Source organism: Ornithinibacillus proteolyticus (genome assembly GCF_039581225.1).
Taxonomy (GTDB): Bacteria; Bacillota; Bacilli; order Bacillales; family Amphibacillaceae; genus Ornithinibacillus; species Ornithinibacillus massiliensis.
On record NZ_JBCPXV010000011.1, the window covers coordinates 56,366 to 73,841 of the forward strand.

18 protein-coding genes are annotated in these 17,476 nt (G+C 37.8%); 13 read left to right on the top strand and 5 right to left on the bottom strand.

Going from position 1 to position 17,476, the window contains the following annotated elements:
- Positions 1-89 precede the first annotated feature (89 nt).
- The 6 genes from AAIB49_RS07385 to AAIB49_RS07410 are packed head-to-tail and all read left to right on the top strand — an operon-like array spanning position 90 to position 5,308.
- On the top strand, positions 90-479 hold the full coding sequence (locus AAIB49_RS07385) for a GntR family transcriptional regulator (RefSeq protein ID WP_339217222.1): 390 nt from the start codon (positions 90-92) through the stop codon (positions 477-479).
- A complete protein-coding gene (locus tag AAIB49_RS07390) occupies positions 476-1,165 on the top strand; it encodes an ABC transporter ATP-binding protein (RefSeq protein ID WP_211742318.1) in 690 nt (229 codons plus the stop codon). The genes AAIB49_RS07385 and AAIB49_RS07390 overlap by 4 nt, the downstream gene beginning before the upstream one ends.
- The gene (locus AAIB49_RS07395; RefSeq protein WP_343457651.1) at positions 1,162-1,992 is read left to right on the top strand and encodes a hypothetical protein; all 831 of its coding nucleotides are present in this window, start codon (positions 1,162-1,164) and stop codon (positions 1,990-1,992) included. Before AAIB49_RS07390 ends, AAIB49_RS07395 begins: the two co-directional genes overlap by 4 nt.
- A gap of 4 nt (positions 1,993-1,996) precedes the next feature.
- Positions 1,997-3,271, top strand: coding sequence for a hypothetical protein (locus tag AAIB49_RS07400; protein WP_343457652.1), 1,275 nt, complete (start codon positions 1,997-1,999; stop codon positions 3,269-3,271).
- Positions 3,272-3,287: 16 nt separating this feature from the next.
- Positions 3,288-3,980: an ABC transporter ATP-binding protein gene (locus AAIB49_RS07405; RefSeq protein WP_343457653.1), complete on the top strand. Its 693-nt coding sequence runs from the start codon at positions 3,288-3,290 to the stop codon at positions 3,978-3,980.
- Entirely contained in the window at positions 3,977-5,308 is a 1,332-nt protein-coding gene (locus AAIB49_RS07410; protein WP_343457654.1) for an ABC transporter permease, read from the top strand. The genes AAIB49_RS07405 and AAIB49_RS07410 overlap by 4 nt, the downstream gene beginning before the upstream one ends.
- Positions 5,309-5,712: 404 nt before the next feature.
- Here the strand turns inward: AAIB49_RS07410 and AAIB49_RS07415 are convergent, their stop codons facing one another.
- Positions 5,713-6,237: a CotY/CotZ family spore coat protein gene (locus AAIB49_RS07415; protein ID WP_339217219.1), complete on the bottom strand. Its 525-nt coding sequence runs from the start codon at positions 6,235-6,237 to the stop codon at positions 5,713-5,715.
- Positions 6,238-6,628: 391 nt separating this feature from the next.
- On the opposite strand from AAIB49_RS07415, the gene AAIB49_RS07420 reads away from it, so the two are divergent.
- A complete protein-coding gene (locus AAIB49_RS07420) occupies positions 6,629-7,720 on the top strand; it encodes a D-alanyl-D-alanine carboxypeptidase family protein (RefSeq protein WP_343457655.1) in 1,092 nt (363 codons plus the stop codon).
- Here the strand turns inward: AAIB49_RS07420 and AAIB49_RS07425 are convergent.
- On the bottom strand, positions 7,696-8,259 hold the full coding sequence (locus AAIB49_RS07425; protein ID WP_343457656.1) for a hypothetical protein: 564 nt from the start codon (positions 8,257-8,259) through the stop codon (positions 7,696-7,698). The two genes, AAIB49_RS07420 and AAIB49_RS07425, sit on opposite strands and share 25 nt — an antisense overlap.
- Before the next feature lie 196 nt (positions 8,260-8,455).
- Between AAIB49_RS07425 and ddlA the strand changes: the two genes are divergently transcribed.
- A complete protein-coding gene (ddlA, locus tag AAIB49_RS07430) occupies positions 8,456-9,556 on the top strand; it encodes a D-alanine--D-alanine ligase (protein ID WP_339217215.1) in 1,101 nt (366 codons plus the stop codon).
- A gap of 260 nt (positions 9,557-9,816) precedes the next feature.
- Here ddlA and AAIB49_RS07435 read toward each other — a convergent pair whose 3' ends face one another.
- Positions 9,817-10,380, bottom strand: coding sequence for a nitroreductase family protein (locus AAIB49_RS07435; RefSeq protein ID WP_343457657.1), 564 nt, complete (start codon positions 10,378-10,380; stop codon positions 9,817-9,819).
- A 195-nt stretch (positions 10,381-10,575) separates the two neighbouring features.
- Here AAIB49_RS07435 and AAIB49_RS07440 point away from each other — a divergent pair, with 195 nt between their 5' ends.
- The 3 genes from AAIB49_RS07440 (at position 10,576) to AAIB49_RS07450 (ending at position 12,238) form a co-directional block, all read left to right on the top strand.
- Entirely contained in the window at positions 10,576-11,028 is a 453-nt protein-coding gene (locus AAIB49_RS07440; RefSeq protein ID WP_343457658.1) for a DUF2269 family protein, read from the top strand.
- A 191-nt stretch (positions 11,029-11,219) separates the two neighbouring features.
- The gene (locus tag AAIB49_RS07445) at positions 11,220-11,681 is read left to right on the top strand and encodes an SRPBCC family protein (protein WP_186869594.1); all 462 of its coding nucleotides are present in this window, start codon (positions 11,220-11,222) and stop codon (positions 11,679-11,681) included.
- A gap of 14 nt (positions 11,682-11,695) precedes the next feature.
- Positions 11,696-12,238, top strand: coding sequence for a histidine phosphatase family protein (locus tag AAIB49_RS07450; RefSeq protein ID WP_339217210.1), 543 nt, complete (start codon positions 11,696-11,698; stop codon positions 12,236-12,238).
- A gap of 47 nt (positions 12,239-12,285) precedes the next feature.
- Here the strand turns inward: AAIB49_RS07450 and AAIB49_RS07455 are convergent, their stop codons facing one another.
- A complete protein-coding gene (locus AAIB49_RS07455) occupies positions 12,286-13,353 on the bottom strand; it encodes a D-alanyl-D-alanine carboxypeptidase family protein (RefSeq protein WP_339217208.1) in 1,068 nt (355 codons plus the stop codon).
- Between the two features lie 181 nt (positions 13,354-13,534).
- Between AAIB49_RS07455 and AAIB49_RS07460 the strand changes: the two genes are divergently transcribed.
- Together AAIB49_RS07460 and AAIB49_RS07465 are read left to right on the top strand one after the other, a co-directional pair.
- Positions 13,535-14,551, top strand: a complete 1,017-nt coding sequence (locus AAIB49_RS07460) for a serine hydrolase domain-containing protein (protein WP_343457659.1) — start codon at positions 13,535-13,537, stop codon at positions 14,549-14,551.
- Positions 14,552-14,614: 63 nt separating this feature from the next.
- Positions 14,615-15,799: an MFS transporter gene (locus AAIB49_RS07465; RefSeq protein WP_339217205.1), complete on the top strand. Its 1,185-nt coding sequence runs from the start codon at positions 14,615-14,617 to the stop codon at positions 15,797-15,799.
- A 302-nt stretch (positions 15,800-16,101) separates the two neighbouring features.
- Here AAIB49_RS07465 and pepT read toward each other — a convergent pair whose 3' ends face one another.
- A complete protein-coding gene (gene pepT, locus AAIB49_RS07470) occupies positions 16,102-17,331 on the bottom strand; it encodes a peptidase T (protein WP_339217204.1) in 1,230 nt (409 codons plus the stop codon).
- Between the last annotated feature and the right edge of the window lie 145 nt (positions 17,332-17,476).

Below are 17,476 nucleotides of genomic sequence, written 5' to 3' on the forward strand. Positions count from 1 at the left end.
CCCTTAATACATGTTTTTTTTGCCAAGTGTGTATTAAGGGGTTAATACAGTAAGGGAACAGTTACCAAGTAAATATAGGAGTTGTAGCTATGAATATAAAGTTTAACAACCGAGATCCTGTCTATGTTCAGGTAATTCGACATTTTAAGGAGCAAATTGCTACCGGTATTTTTGAACCTGGTCAGGAGATTCCATCTCGACGTGAACTAGCAAATCAAATGAAAATTAATCCTAATACAGCGCAAAGGGCGTATAAGGAAATGGAGGAACAAGGGTTGATATTTACGGAGAGAAATTTACCAAGTCGTATTACGAATAATGCAGATGTGATTAAAGCAGTTAGAGAGGAATTGATTCTAGAAGCAGTCCATTCATTTATTGCTTCTGTACAAACGATTAATGTACCACTTGATGAAGTGCTTCATCTAGTGAAGGAAAATTACGAAAAGAGATTGGAAGAACAGGAGGGAGAAGCATGATTGAGATAAAGGGTATTACCAAAAAGTTTGGTAGAAAACCGGTGTTAAAAGGGGTTAGCTTTGCTGCAAATAAAGGTGAGATTACGTGTTTAATTGGAATAAATGGTGTCGGAAAAACGACTATCTTAAATGCGATTATGAATCTAACACCTATTAATAGTGGTGAAATACTAATTGATGGTGAGAAGCTTCACAAAGGTAGCTTTGAAAAGGTGACCTTTATTCCAGATGCAATTACTATGCCTCCTAACATGAAAATTTCCGATGCGATGACATTTATGGCGGATTTTTATCAGTCATGGAATCAAAAGCGAGCAGAGGATTTGCTAACCTTCTTTAAGTTGGACGCGAATGACCGCATTTCTTCTCTGTCAAAAGGGAATACAGCTAAAGTGAATATGCTACTTGGTCTTGCATTGGATGTTGATTATCTATTAATGGATGAGCCATTTTCGGGGATTGACATATTTAGTAGAGAACAAATTGCCAATGTTTTTACTAGCCATCTAGTAGAGGACAGAGGCGTCATTATAACAACACATGAAATCAATGATATTGAACACTTAATCGACAAGGCAGTTATTTTAAATGAGGGAGTTGTCTTACGAGAGTTCAATGCGGAAGAAGTACGAGAAATAGAAGGAAAATCGATAATCGATGTAATGAGAGAGGTGTACCAGCCATGATGCGCTATTTAAAATTGACTAACTTTGAACTGAATCGCTTCTTCAAAATATATGTAGTGTTAATTGGAATTACGCTCATTATGCAGCTAATAGGTGTAGTGTTTATCTCGAATAATTATATAGGTGATATAGAGAAGCTTATTTCAGAAGGTAACTCTGTAGAACAGGCTTTAATGGGGTGGGGGATTTTCTCTTTTAGTATAATCTCAAGGTCATTATGGTTTACAGCACCTATCTCATTATGTGTTGTTACCTTGCTAATCTATGTGTTTTTCATATGGTATCGGGATTGGTTCGGAAAAAACACATTTGCCTACCGATTACTAATGTTACCGACAGCTAGAATTAATGTATTTTTTGCAAAGGCAACTGCCATCTTTTTAATGGTACTTGGGCTCGTTGCTATTCAGCTTATTTTCATCATGATAGAAAATGAAGTAATGAAGCTAATTGTCCCAAGTCAGTTGAGGGAAGATCTCACACTAAATGAAATACTATACGGCTTTGATTCTTTACGAGTGCTATATCCCACTTCGTTTATCCAGTTCTTCATTCATTATGGAATTGGATTGATGACGGTATTGGTTGCATTTACTGGTGTGCTATTTGAAAGGTGTTTTCGTTGGAAGGGAATTATATTAGGTGTGGTTTTTGCGGTTCTTTCATTCTTTGTATTTATATCTCCATTATTGATTCAAGAGTTTTTAGTGGAGGGATTCTTCTATCCAACTGAAATATTCATTCTAATGGTAGTAGCAGCTCTAATTGTAACTAGCGGTGCCATTTGGATGAGTCATTACTTGTTAAATAAGAAGATAAGGGTGTGACGAAATGATATTGAAACGATTTTGGAAGCTTATAGCGCTAAGTCTCGTGATTATTATAGTACTTGTAACGTACTTTATTTATACATCATTAGTGGTTGCCAAACAATTTCCTGAATTAACACTGAAGACAATTGACGGGGATAAATCAGTCATGAACGACGTCTTACTAGTAGGGGAATATGATGGAAAAAGTAATTATAGTACTGTCACGGTCAGTACAGAAGGATCTGTTTATCGAGGGCAAATGTCCTTCTTTGAGAATTTAGAATCCCCCTTTGCCATCAATAATGCGACTAAGTTAAAGGAAAAGTATCGGAACTTTATGAGAGGGAAATGGATTTATACAGGAAATTTCTTTGAAAATGACGAATTTGTCGCTTATGTCACGGTTAAGTCAACATCATCGAGATTACACTACGAGGATGCTGAGAACTATTTTTACGTAGATGTTTTAAACAAGGAGACCAACAAGTCTAATTCATTTGAAATAAAGATACCTGGTCAAGGGCTTTATTACGATATCGTAGTGTCAGATGTTCAATTAGTTAATGGAGAATTAAAAGTATTAACAGAGTCTAATCATTATGGAAATGCTGGTCGTTATGTTCGTGAGTTAATGGTATACACGATTGATATTTCCTCTCATAAGATTAGTGCAGATGATCCCCTGCTAGTAAGTGAGAGCGTTGAAGATGCTAATAACTGGGAGGATATTATGTTCTTAAATGACTCAGAAGATATTTCAGAGCAGAAATTCTACTTCTTGCAAAAGGATCAGAACCGACGAGAAGTAGAGGGTACTGAACTGGAAACGGAGATAGTAGATAATGAACCAACTGAAATCAGCGTGGTTAATAGGTCCTTCTATTTATATGATTTGGAAAGTAAAGAACTCCAAGAAGTTATCTTCGATAAAGAGATAGCGAACGAATTATTAGATGCGCGTACGTGGGGATTTGTACAGGATAGACAAGTGTATCTGGTCTATGAGTTAGAAAATACAGTTACCATACTAGAGATTAATGAACAGGATCTATCTGTACAATCCAAAGCAAAGTTTAACCTAGATGATTCAGGATTTCGGGGTTTGTCGAATCTTACAATAGTAAACGATAAAATGTATGCGATAGGTAATAAGGATGATGTTAACTCTGGCAAAGTATTCGTTGGTGCAATTCACAATGGAGAGGTACTGTTTGAAGGGGAAATAGGTATGGAAAACCCAGATGAAGAAAACGAAGAACACGAATTGCGGTTCTATCGATTAATAATGAATTAAACATGGAGGAAATATTGTGATAAAAGTAGAGAAGCTAAGCCACCAATTTGAACTGGGTAAAAAAGGAAAGAAAACGATTGTACCAGTATTAAAGAATATTTCAATGGAAGTACACAAAGGAGAAATTGTTTCTGTTGTTGGGAAGAGTGGTTCGGGAAAGTCCACGCTACTAAATCTAATTAGTGGATTTATCCGTGCTAAAGAAGGAGAGATTTGGATTGATGGGAATCTAGTATCTGATTATTCTGAGGCAAAATTTGCCGATTTTCGTCTTGAAAATATAGGCTTTATTTTTCAAAGCTTTCAATTGATACCTAGTATGACCGCGTATCAAAATATTGAACTTCCGCTGATTTTAAGAGGGGAAAATGAATCAAATAGAAGAAAAATGGTTAACCAATTGTTAGAGAAAGTAGGATTAATAGAATATCAGGACCATTATCCTAGCGAATTGTCAGGTGGTCAACAACAACGAGTTAGTATAGCAAGGGCATTAGTACTGGAACCAGCACTAATCCTTGCTGACGAACCAACAGGAAGTCTAGATAGTGAAACAGAAGCGGAAATACTAGACATTATTCAAAATCTTAATCAAGATTTGGGTATTACGTTCCTTATTATTACGCATGATGAAGAGGTTGCTCGTATCGGCCATCGTTCTATTACGATTAAAGATGGTAGTTTAATGGAAGGGGTGGAAACGATATGAGATTAAAGGATAAGTTTCGCTTTATAAGACAAAACATTAAAAAGAATAAAGCACGTACTTATATGACTATTTTAGCAACGGCAATGGGATGTGCATTCTTAATCGTGTTAGCCTCTATTGGATATGGGCTACAGCAAAGTGTTGTAAAAGATACACTGGAGGATCAAACAGTAACAAAAATTGATATTTATGCTAAAGAAGTAGATGGTAATTATCAATCTCTAACAATGGAAGATGTACAGTCCTTGGAAAAATTAGATAATGTTAGGTCTGTAACTAGAAGAATGCAATTAAGACAGTATCCAACTTATTCCCTTGATGACTATGAAATAAGTGCAAATGCAGTGTCGACTCACTTCCCTTCTGAGTTAGCTGCTGGATTGGAGTTAGATGAAGGAAGATTACCTGAAAAAGCAAATGAAGTAGTAGTCGGGTATCATTTTGCGAATAACTTACATTTAGAAACAGAAGAAAATCCATACGATGAAGATACGGGAGAAATAAAAGAGGAATTACGTTATTCTGGTAGTATTATTGGAAAGACCATTACGATGTCCGTTCAAAAAAGTGCCGAAGAAGACAAAGCGGAGGAGATTCCATTAACGATTGTAGGTATCCTAAAGGAGCCTGGAAGAGAGTGGTTGACAAATACCGATGTATTTATCTCTCAAGAAGTATTCCAACAGGTGGAAGCTTATACGGGAACGCCAGGTGGAGAGCTAGGCGTGGATTCTGAGATATTAGAGACTACTTCTCTTACTTCTTATGATGAAGTAAACGTCTATGCGGATAACCTTGAAGCGGTACAAGGAATCGTGGATACGCTTAATGAAGAGAATTATGCATCGTACTCGGTTGTTAGTGAAATGAATCAAATTAATACTCTGTTCACCATTGCAAAAGCAGGATTAATTCTTGTTGGGACAATTGCATTAGTTATTGCTTCGATTGGAATTTATAATACGATGACGATGGCGGTTACCGAAAGAGCTCCGGATATTGGAATTATGAAGGCTATTGGTGCCAATCCGAAGACTATTAAACAAATCTTCTTGTTGGAAAGTAGTTATATCGGTATCATCGGTGCAATCATTGGGACAATCGTAGCATATGTGATTAGTATAGTCGTGAATATTGCATTACCGATGATTTTGGAAATGGCATTTTCACAAGAGATGCCTGAGGGATTACAATTCTCTGCTATCCCGTGGAGTCTAGTTGTTATTGCGGTTACCATTTGTTTAGTGGTTACAATTCTGTCAGGAACAGGGCCAGCAAAACGTGCTACTCAAATTGACGTACTACGAGCAATGCGTAGGGAAGTATAGTAATGATAGAGGCTGGGACATAACAAAAAGAATTAAATGTAAAACCGAATGATACACGATACTAGCTCCGGAAATATACGTAGACGAAAGCGGGGAGGATAGGGCAAGGTTGAGACCCCTAAAGAAGTAGCGCGAGGAGTCTCACCAGCCGCCCGGCGGTAAAGTAGACACTGCGAGGTTTTTTCGAGCAGATGTCGCACTTATGCTGTGATAAAGTGTAAAGAAGACACTGCGAGGTTCTCTCGAGCAGATGTCGCCCCTGTACTGGAAGCAACCGCAAGTATATTTCCGGAGCGTGGTCATTGCTCATCATTCGGTTTTTCCTTTAAGATAAATTCTTTTGTCCCAGCCTCTTCATAAAAGAATGCCTCGAGTCTACTAAGTTTAGACTCGAGGCATATTTTCTAACAGCTTTTCGAAGCAGGAGCTACAATTGGTGTAACTGGGTTTAGACATTGAATTCCAGTAAAGTTATTCAAGTCTACGGTTATACAAATACCAGTCTCGACGAATTCACCAGTAGCGTTGTTTGGGATGAAGTGGCACAAATCTTTTTTGGAATGACATAATAAGTTCCCGCTACCTTGTGTATCGAATTCTAGTAATTCTAATTCAACACAGCAACCTTTTTTAAATTTCTTTGCCTTAAACACTGGAGTTTCCACACAGTCAAATCCAGAGTTATTTTGCGCAATCCCTGTTGCAAAGAACAAATCACAATCCCCTTTACAATATAACAAAAACGGAATTGTCGTTGGTCCGTTAGCAGGAACCGTAGTTGGTGAAAGTAATTGTTCGATTGCATTCTCGCACCCTGTAGTACAGCAATCATCTTGAGCTGCGGCTACTTCGTTTTGAGCGAGAACAATTTTACGAACCACGTCACAGACACATTCACTTGAGTGTTTTCCATGTGAACAACAACTCATGCTATTATCTCTCCTTTTCATATGAATTTTTTATACACTATAATCTATGTTAATTCAGATATCATGGTTGTTTACTAGTCTATTTCTATTAAAAATGATTCAGATATCCTGACAAAAGGAAGAATATGTGTTGGTTCATCATGTCAAAAGCCAACACCGACAAGGGGTTAGCGGATTATGTATAAATTAACTCTACACATGGGAGCTAATAGATTTTAGCCCTACCCATGAAAAAGGAACCAGTTCAACTAGCTGGTTCTTTATTTTTGGTAATAGATTACATAGATATAACAACTTTTAAATAAACTTTACAATTCATTGATTTTGCCATCTATGTTAATAATTTCTTTTAAAATAGAGAAAGTGAACAAGCAATAAGTGAGGGAAGATTATGAGAATACGAGTCTGTTTGAGTATGTTTATACTATTTTGTCTACATAGTTTACTTTTTGGATCTACATTTGCTGCAGCAGAAGAGCGTCAACCACCACGTATTAATAGTGGAGCAGCTATTTTAGGAGATGCGAATACAAGTACCGTGATATATGAGAAAAATTCGTCAAAAAAGCTATATCCAGCAAGCTTAACGAAAATTGCTACGGCCATTTATGCTATTGAGCAAGGTGAATTAGATGATGTAGTAACGGTGAGTGAACATGCTTATCGTACAGAAGGGTCATCCGTGTTTCTGGAAGAAGGGGAACAGCTTAGCTTAAGGCAATTAATAAAGGGGTTATTAGTTAACTCAGCAAATGATGCAGGAGTAGCAATTGCCGAGCATCTCAGTGGAGATGTGGAACATTTCTCCGATGAGCTTAATAAATATTTGGAACAAGTAATTGGTGTTAAGAACACCCATTTCAGCAATCCTCATGGGTTATATGATGCGGAGCATGTTACTAGTGCAGAGGATCTTGCCATGATAACCCAATATGCAATTAATAATGAGGATTTCCGAGAGATATTTGGCTTAACAGAGCTAGAATGGAAAGGAAAGAAGTGGCAGACAACATTATATACACATCACAAGCTTCTTAGGGAAGCACCATATCCTGGTGTAAATGGTGGTAAAACGGGTTATGTTCCAGAAGCAGGCTTTACGTTAGCTACTACAGCAAGTAGAAAAAATCTTGATCTAATTGTGATTACGCTTGATGCATCAACCCAGGAAAGTGCCTACCAGGATACGGTTGCATTATTGGATTATGGATTTGACCATTTCAAAAGCGATGGTAAGGAAGTATCACCAATTTATTTAGATGGGGAAGCGTTTAGGAAACTAGCTAATAACAATAAACGATTCTTTATCGATAGGGAGTGGCCATCATTTACTGATACGGAAATAAATTTGTCCCATCATTTAAAGGTAGCAGAGCTTAAACAGAATTCGATACCAGGCTCACTATATGATGTCGTTATTATTGGCATTGTCTTACTAGCGATTTGGTTCATCTTCTATTATCGGAAGTCAAAGAAGGAGTGATTATGATATTGCTCTATGTTTATGATCGGGATATCTTTAATGAGAAAAAATAATAAGACGATCGTAATCGTATAGAAAAAAGGATGCGTACGAACAGATATCATCCGATTTCCCTTAATAGATTCTTCAGTTAGATAGGTCATAATAAGTAGGAGCATAATCGTAAAGAATGCCAATAATTTGATGGTTGCATCTGGGTTGAACATCGGAATCATTTCGCCTAGCATCGCACCCATCATACCGCCCATCATGCCGGATATACTACCATCAATGACGGCGAATAGGTTGAACGGTAATCCAGCTATAAAACCAATAGAAAGTCCAATAAGAATCGCAAGAAAGGTAGACATAAATAAGTCACCATTTTGAAGTATTCTAATGACCGTACCAAAAAGGATGCCTGATAGCATTCCAAGTGCCATCGATGTAAGCATTCCATGCATATTAGATAAGTGCTTTCGATGAAGGGCATTGAGGATAATGATACTGAGTATTTGACATGTACAAATTACTAATATCGTAGTTAATATAAATGACATGTTTCCAGCTCCTATAAAAGATGATTGATTGTCCCTTTAGAATGTATTCGACTGAGGGAGGAATTATGATTGCTGCCTAAGGGGTGGGTCAGGTGCCTCTATATTTTTTTACGTTAGTACTATTACAAACAAGCTAAACTATGCTATTTTAATTGTATGGAATTTTATTTACCTTCTATTAGAAAGGACGTCTAAATTGAAGAAGACAAAAGTAGGTATTATCTTTGGTGGTAAATCTGCAGAGCATGAAGTTTCCCTTCAGTCTGCTAAAAATATTGTTGATGCAATCGATAAAGAAAAATATGATGTTACATTAATTGGAATTGATAAAGAGGGAAAATGGCATTTAAATGATCAATCTTCCTATTTATTAAATTCAGAGAATCCTAAATTAATTGCGTTGAATAAATCGGATGATAATGTTGCGATTGTACCAGGTTCTGCAACAAATCAATTAATCCATGTTGAAAATGCCGTAAGCTTAGAGCAATTGGATGTCATCTTCCCAATTGTACATGGTACGCTTGGGGAGGATGGCAGTTTACAAGGAATGCTTCGTATGGCAAATCTTCCTTTCGTCGGACCTAGTGTTCTAGGTTCTTCTGTATGTATGGATAAAGATATTGCAAAAAGACTACTAAATGCTGCCGGAATAAAGGTAGCCAAAGGGATTACGGTGAAGCGCCCGAATAAGGATAAGGTAAACTTTGAAGATGTTAAAGAATTGTTAGGGACTCCAATGTTTATTAAACCGGCTAACCAAGGCTCCTCTGTAGGTGTTAGCAAAGTGAAAAATGAAGAAGAATTCTATGCGGCCTTACATGCAGCATTCCAATATGATCATAAGGTGGTCATCGAGGAAAATATTGTTGGCCGTGAAATTGAATGTGCTGTACTTGGAAATGATGATCCAATCGCCTCAATTCCTGGTGAAATTTTACCGAATACGGAATTCTATTCTTATGAGTCTAAATATATTGATGAAAAAGGCGCAGAACTAGCAATTCCAGCCGAGCTTACTGAAGAGCAAGTGAAAATGGTACAAACGACTGCAGTTGAAGCGTTTAAGGCATTAGAATGTGAAGGATTAGCTCGAGTTGACTTTTTCTTAACGGAAAATGGGGAATTGTACATTAATGAAATAAATACGCTACCGGGCTTCACAAAGATTAGCATGTATCCGAAGCTATGGGAGATTAGTGGTATTCCATACTCGGAATTAATCAGTCGCTTAATTGATTTGGCATTAGAACGCAGTGAGAATGATGCTAAGCTAAAGAATACCGTTTGGGAATAATGAAGAAAAGTCTCGTCCAGTGGGCGAGACTTTTCTGACTGATGGACAAGACAAAGCCAAAGATTGATTCGATTAGACAAATTATGATCAAGCTGTATCATATTGTCTAATCGTTTCACCTATCAGACAAAAATCACCACACATGGAGAAAGTTGTCTATTTGATGCATTTCTAGTAGAAAATTTTCATTCATTAAAAAAATTGTCTACTTGGAACAATCTAGGTAGACAATTTTTTTCATAAAAACGAAAATTAATCTGTTATTCGACATGAAATGTGGTGAATTTTTCCCTTAATGGGATCCGTTCTTTTTTCTCTGGTTGCTCATCAAAGTATCCCATATGCAGGAATCCAACGATCCGTTCGTTTTCCTGAACCTGAAGAATTTCCTCTACATTTGGGTCGTAAATATGAGGATTGGTTTTCCAAACAACACCAAGTCCTTGTTCCCATGCGAGAAGTTGGAAGTTTTGAATCAAACAAGCAGTGGCACCAAAGTTCTCATCTTGCTTCTTTTGGTTGTCCCCTTTTTCCATAATGACAACAAGAATAGCGTTCGGCTCATTTAAATAGCTCTCTCGGTTTTCTTGTTTTTCTTCTGGATAAGTACTTGCTATTTTCTTGGCGAATTCACGCTTTTGATTTTCTCCAACAAAGATAAATCTCCAAGGCTGCCTCATCCCATGTGTTGGTGCCCATATAGCATCCTCTAATAATTGAGTAACGGTTTCTTCCTTTACCATTTTATTGTTATATCCTTTTTTTATAGAGCGACGTTCCCGAATTAACTTTGCTAGCTCCGATTGTTGCTTTATCACTTGCATCGTTAACACCTCTTTTGTGTTGTTATTATACTTCCGACTGATAATCGTTTTCATTGATTTAAATAGTAAATGATTTGAATAGGAAAAGCAAACCTATCTTGATCAACATATAGGATTTTGTCAGTGATTTATATCACATCTATTTTTGCTGAAAAAGTGTATGATAGAGGTAGATATAGTATTGGGGGTCATATCATGTCATTTTATGATGTTTTAGTCTTTGTACATATATTTTCAGCAATTTTAGGCATGGGGCCAGGATTCATGATGATGATGATTGTATCGAAGGCAACCAATTTAACAGAATTAAGACATGCTTATGTAATACGAAACAGAATGCATCGTTACACGATGGTTGGTGGTACATTGCTGCTAATTACAGGTATTTTAATGGGGACTATCAATACGTATCTATCCCAACAGGGATGGTATATTACTAGTCTTGTCCTTTTCCTTATTGCACTAGCCTTTGGGCCGTTATTACTTTCACCAAGATCAAAACCAATCAAGGAGCTTTTAAAGCATACAGAAGGGGAGAAGATACCAGCAGAATACGATGTAATGGCAAAGAAGCTATTCTTCGTAGAGAGAATTGAAAATGTCATTTTTCTCGTTATTATTGCCTTAATGATCATAAAGCCTTTTTAGTGAAGCGCTCTCTTGTGGAGGCGCTTTTTTCTATGATTGGATCAATCCTGAAAGACAGCGGGTAAATCCAGAAGTTAGGTGCTGAAGTCCTGAAGAATATGTAAACTCCCGTATTTTTAACTGGCGAGCCTATCCTGTTTGCTTTATTCCTATGATAAAATAGAGAAAAATGCAAACAAAGAGGGAAAATGATGAAAACATGGACAAGAGATATTGAAATTCATGCACCAATTGATCAAGTATGGAAACTTCTAGATGGGACACTTGAGGATATGCAAAAAATAATGCCAAATGTAGTCGAAAACACATTGGTTAAAGGAACAGAAAATGCTGTTGGAGCAGTGTATCGTCAGAAGTATCGTGAGGGAAAGAGGATGCAAGAATATGATGTCGAAACCATTGAATATGAGAATGAAGCGGATTTTAAGAAGTTAAAAGTAACCTTTACCCTTGCGAATATGTTTGAAATTACGACATCATATGAAGCGAAAAAGCTGGAAGATCATAAAACATACTTCCGATATACAACAACGAATAATCCATTAAAATGGTTCACAAAATTACTTCTTAAATTAGTAAATAGCGATAAAGTAGTGGTGCAATTTGTAGAGCGGGTAAAACAAGTTGCAGAAGAAGAGGTCCGAAAGCGATAAGGAGGGGGATAACGATGGGGAAGAAGATTTATCTTGTAAGACATTGCCAAGCGAATGGTCAGGAATTGACAGCTTCATTAACTGAAGCGGGTATAAACCAGTCTCTAGAGTTAGTAGAATTCTTTGCGGATGTTCTAGTTGAGCGGATTATCTCCAGTCCATATCATCGTGCCATTGATTCCGTCACGCCACTTGCTAAAGAAAAGGATATTCCAATTGAGATTGATGATCGACTATCTGAACGTGTATTAAGCACAACGTTCTTTCATGATTGGCGAGAAAGACTAGAACAGACTTTTGATGACTTGGACCTTGTATTTGAGGGAGGAGAATCTAGTGCTCAAGCTATGAGGCGTGGGATTGAAGTCATTAAAGAATTACTGGAAAATGATGAGGAGCATATTCTATTAGCTACGCATGGAGGACTAACCTCATTGATTTTAAAATATTTCCAGCCTAGCTTTCGTTTTAAGGATTGGGAGAATCTTACCAATCCAGATGTGTTTGTCATTGCCTATTCTAATGGAGAGCCAGAGATTACTAGATTGTGGAAATAAAGAAACAGGATATCTCATAAGGGTCCCCTGAGATATCCTGCTTCTCTTTAGCTTTGTAATTCTTCAAGGTATTCTTCTAACGTTATATCACGTTCCATGATTTCGGTAGCTGTTTTAACACCAACATACCGTATGTGCCAAGGTTCATACTGATATCCTGTAATGTCTTCTTTTCCTTTAGGGTAGCGAATGATGAAGCCATGCTCCGCTGCATGATCCTTTAACCATTTTCCTTCTTTTGTATCTCCGAATTCTGTAACTAAGTCAAAATTGACTTGTGGGCTTGTAACGTCCATTGCAAGACCAGATTGATGTTCACTTTCACCTGGTCGTGCACTGAATTTATTAGCTTCTTCCTCGCCATGATTGCTCACATAGGATGCAAACAGATATTCCTGGGTTTCATAGGAACGAAATCCGGATTGTGCATATAAATCAAGCCCCTCTTGCTCTGCCGCGGCAAACAATTCCTCAAGCGCATCAGCAGCAACTTGACGTATTTGCTTTTTCGGTAAATCTTCTACAAATGGAAATGGTACATTTGGGAAAACCAGGTCCGCTGGCACATAATCTGCAGGCAATGCGTGTTGCTTATTAATTAAGGCAAGTACTTCAAATGGATTGCTTAGTTCAACAGTTTCCTCATCTAAAGACGTATCCTCCGAGTAAGCTAAACCTTCACCGGAAGTTACTTTACTCTCTTGATCTAGATAATCCTCTATAACAAGCCTTGTCGCTTCATCATATTTTCCTGTTATCATCAGATCCTCTGACTGTAATTGTAAATCGGTAATTGCCCATACGGTTTCTTTGTCATACGTACCAGTAGTGGGAATCTCATACCCAATTTTGATTAGGGCTTCTTGTAGTCCTATCACATTATCATTTTGATCACCTTTTTGGAGATCCTCTGTTGGGAGAACGAATCCTTCTTCAGCCTCAGGACTTTCTGCATTCTGTTCATCCTCTTTTGTTGGGTTAGAATTATCTTGTACCTTTTCTTCGCTTGTTTTTTCAGACGTATCCCCTGTTGTAGGCGTACTGTCACTACAAGCTGAAAGTAATAGAAAAAGGCTTATAAGGGTTAATAAATAAATAGATTTGTAGTTTTTCATTGGTGTTCTCTCCCTTTTGAAACTTAAATACCCTATTTATTATACTACGATGAAAAATGAACGCAGTATAAAATGAGAAAAATAGTTCGTTAGTGCTACTGGATATTTTTGGTATATATACATTATACTACAATTGCAGGGAATTTAATTGTGCTTTTTCTAAAGGGAAGGAAGAGGCAGAATGAAGCAACAATTAGATAGTAAAGTGAAGGAAGCGGTCACAGAGGTAGGATTTTCAGGGGCAATTTTAGTTCGGAAAAATGGGGAAGTTATTCATGAATCCGCATATGGTTATGCTAATCGTTCGGATCAATTGATAAACACGGTGCATACTAGATTCGGTATCGCGTCCGGGTGTAAGCTATTTACAGCGATTAGCATAGGGATACTAGTAGACGAAGGAAAAATTACCTTTGACACTAGATTGAGTGATTGCTTGGATATTCCGTTTTCTAATTTTTCAGACGAAATAACAATTCATCATCTTTTATCCCATACTTCTGGTATTCCGGATTACTTCGATGAGTCGGTTATGGATGATTTCGAAGAGCTGTGGAAAACAAGGCCGATGTATTCAATGCGTGAGTTAAAGGATTTCCTTCCTATGTTTCAACATCGGGACATGATGTTTCAGCCAGGGAGTCAGTTCCATTATAATAATGCAGGATTCATTGTGCTAGGATTGGTTATTGAGCAACTAGCCGGGATGAGCTTTACTGATTTCGTAGAACAAAAGGTGTTTGCAAGAGCGGGCATGAAGGATTCTGGTTATTTCTCACTTGACCAGCTTCCAGCAAATACAGCAGTAGGCTATATAGATGATGTGGCAGCTGGAACTTGGAAGAGTAATATGTATTCTATCCCTATAAAAGGTGGAGCTGATGGAGGAGCATTTATTACCGTCCATGATATGGTACGCTTATTTGACGCCTTGTTTAGTAAAAAGCTATTGACCAAGAGCACAACGGAAAGACTGGTATCCGTTCAAGCTGAGGGAGAAGATGACGAGTTCTATGGCTATGGAATTTGGATGGATAAGCAGGCGGATGAGATTACCAAGTACCATGTAATGGGATATGATCCTGGTGTAAGCTTTCATGCTGCAGTCTATGCGAATGGAGTAGAGGTCGTAATTGCTTCAAACAAGAGTGAAGGTGCTTATTCGATTATGGTTGCGATTGAAGAACTATTAGACTAGGCAAGCACACATTCCCATATCTCTTCATATCTTTTTAGAAGATCGTATGAAGGGGTGGGGAAGATGGCTGAAACGGTATTGGTGGAACAAGCAGTACGTGTCCGTCACAGATGGATAAATTTTGTGTTATTTTGGTGTGCATTAATTGTTGTTTCCAGTGCTTATGTGACGACACCTCTCTTTTCTATCTTTGAAACTACGTTTGACGTCTCGAAAACGATGTCTGCTTGGACTAGCAGCTCGTTTTCTTTTTTTTATGCGGTTGGTTTTCTATTATTTGGACCATTAGCGGATCGAATCGGTAGAAAGCAAGTCATTGTATTTGGCATGATTTCATTAACGATTGTAACCCCATTGATAGCGATGGCGAGCAGCTTCTGGAGTCTTGTTGTACTTAGAGGGATTCAAGGGTTTGTTGCGTCAACGTTTGCCCCATCAGCACTTGCTTATGCGTTTGATGTTATTCCATCTAAGAAAATTGTTACGACGATTGGCTTTATCAGTTTTGGCTATGTAACATCTGGCATTTTCGGGCAAGTGCTTGGCGATGCATTTTCTCAATGGGGAAGCTGGCGGATGGTCTTCCTATTCTTTGGTGGTTTATATTTTATTACGTTCCTAACAGTGTTGTTATTCCTTCCGAATCCCAAAAAGCCAGGGCATAAAGAGGGTATTAGCTTTTACCTTTACCATAGCAAGCTTATTTTCAAGCAGCGTAATTTTGTGTTCATTTACCTCATTACGATAATGCTCTTATTAACGTTTATGGGAATGTATACCTTGCTAGGAAGCTTCTTAAAGGGAGAGCCTTATTATTTGAATGATAGGGAAATATTAGGTGTTCGAGCTATTGGCATTATCGGGATGCTCGTGTCACCTTTTGTCGGTAGGATTGTTGGGAAAATAGGCGTGTTAACTACGCTTCGGGTAGGCTTGTCATTAGCTACCGTGGGCTTATTACTACTTGGAATTGGAAGTAATATAACCTTTGTTATTGTGATGAGCATTATCTATGTGTTTGGAATCTCGTTAATATTTCCTGCTATCATGGTATTAATTGGAGAGTTAGGTGGAGATAGAAGGGCGCTTGCTAATGCCTTCTATGCCTTTATTCTCTTTATTGGTGCAATGCTAGGCCCAATTGTTGCTATTTCATTCATGACGTTTACTACTTACTTCGTTACATTGTTAGCACTGTCTTTGTTATTAGTTCTGGCATTCATTTTTTCGATTTTTATACGGGTATAGTGGTAAAGAGCAACGATACTTGATAATCTTCCTTGCTTCCTTGCACTGAGGAAGCCCGCTTCGTAGCTTTGCTATTAGACACAGGTGCATCCAGGGGTTTAACCATACCCTTTCCTCCCCGTTTTCGTCTACGTATATTTCCGGAGCTAGTGTGATGCATTATTCAGGTTCCCATCTATTACTTTTAGCTTTGTCTTAAGTCTCATCGCCTAAGCTAGGATTCCTAGAGCTTCGACTAATGCCAAAAGCAGCTATCAAGAGAAAATTAACTCCTTGAAAGCTGCTTTTGGTATAAACACTAGTTATTTGGATTCAAATAGTCTACAAATTTCTACAATTACATTCGTAGCTTTTTCCATGTTATCGACAGAAATATACTCGAATTTTCCATGGAAGTTCTCGCCACCGGTGAAAATGTTTGGTGTTGGTAATCCCATGTAGGACAGTTGGGAACCATCTGTTCCACCACGTACTGGTTCGATGACAGGCTCAATATCCAGATTTCGCATAGCTTGTTTTGCTACGTCGACAATTTCCATAACAGGCTCAATCTTTTCACGCATGTTGTAATATTGATCCTTCATATCAAGTACAACATTATCTTCCCCATATTTTGCTTTCATTTCTTCTACGAATTTCGTCATGGTTGCTTTTTTATTTTCAAAGCTGTCGCGGTCAAAGTCACGAATGATGTAATAAACACGTGTTTTTTCAACGTCACCAGTAATGGAGATTAAATGATAGAAGCCTTCGTACCCTTCCGTTTGCTCTGGTGATTCTTGCTCCGGAAACTTACTTACAAATTCTGCTGCCATTTTACCAGCGTTGACCATTTTATTCTTTGCTGTCCCAGGATGCACACTGTTTCCCTTGAAGGTCACTTTTGCAGCTGCAGCGTTAAAGCTTTCATATTGAAGCTCACCAAGTGGTCCACCATCGATTGTATAGGCAAAGTCAGCGTTAAAGGCTTGGACATCAAATTTATGAGGGCCACGACCAATCTCTTCATCTGGTGTGAAGGCCACACGGATTTTGCCATGTTTAATTTCTGGATGCTTGATCAGATAATCCATTGCGGTCATAATTTCAGCGATACCTGCTTTATTGTCAGCACCTAGTAAGGTTGTACCATCTGTTGTGATTAGTGTATGTCCTTTATAGCTAGATAGTTCAGGGAATTCTTTACCAGATAACACAACATTTCGTTCACTGTTCAGTATAATGTCATTGCCGTCAAAGTTTTCAATTAGTTGGGGATTAACATGTTTACCCGTAAAATCAGTTGCTGTATCCAAATGGGCAAGGAAGCCTAAAGTTGGTACTTCCTTATCTGTGTTCGAAGGAAGTGTTGCGAATACATAACCATTCTCATCAATGGTCACTTCCTGCATTCCGATTTCGTTTAGCTCGTTAACCAGTAAGTTGGCTAATTCTAATTGTCCTGGTGTAGATGGTGTTGTTTCACTATCTTCATTGGACTGTGTATCCATTTTTACATATGTAGTAAATCGTTTAATGATATCTTCCTTCATTCTTAGCCTCTCCTTATTGTGAATAGTAATTGAAATATGAAATAATTATACCGTAACTCGAAATAATTAGGAAATTTAAAAAGTTGGTTAGAAAGGAAAATATTAAGATTGTGGCGAATGATATAGTATGGGGTATATAAAGGAG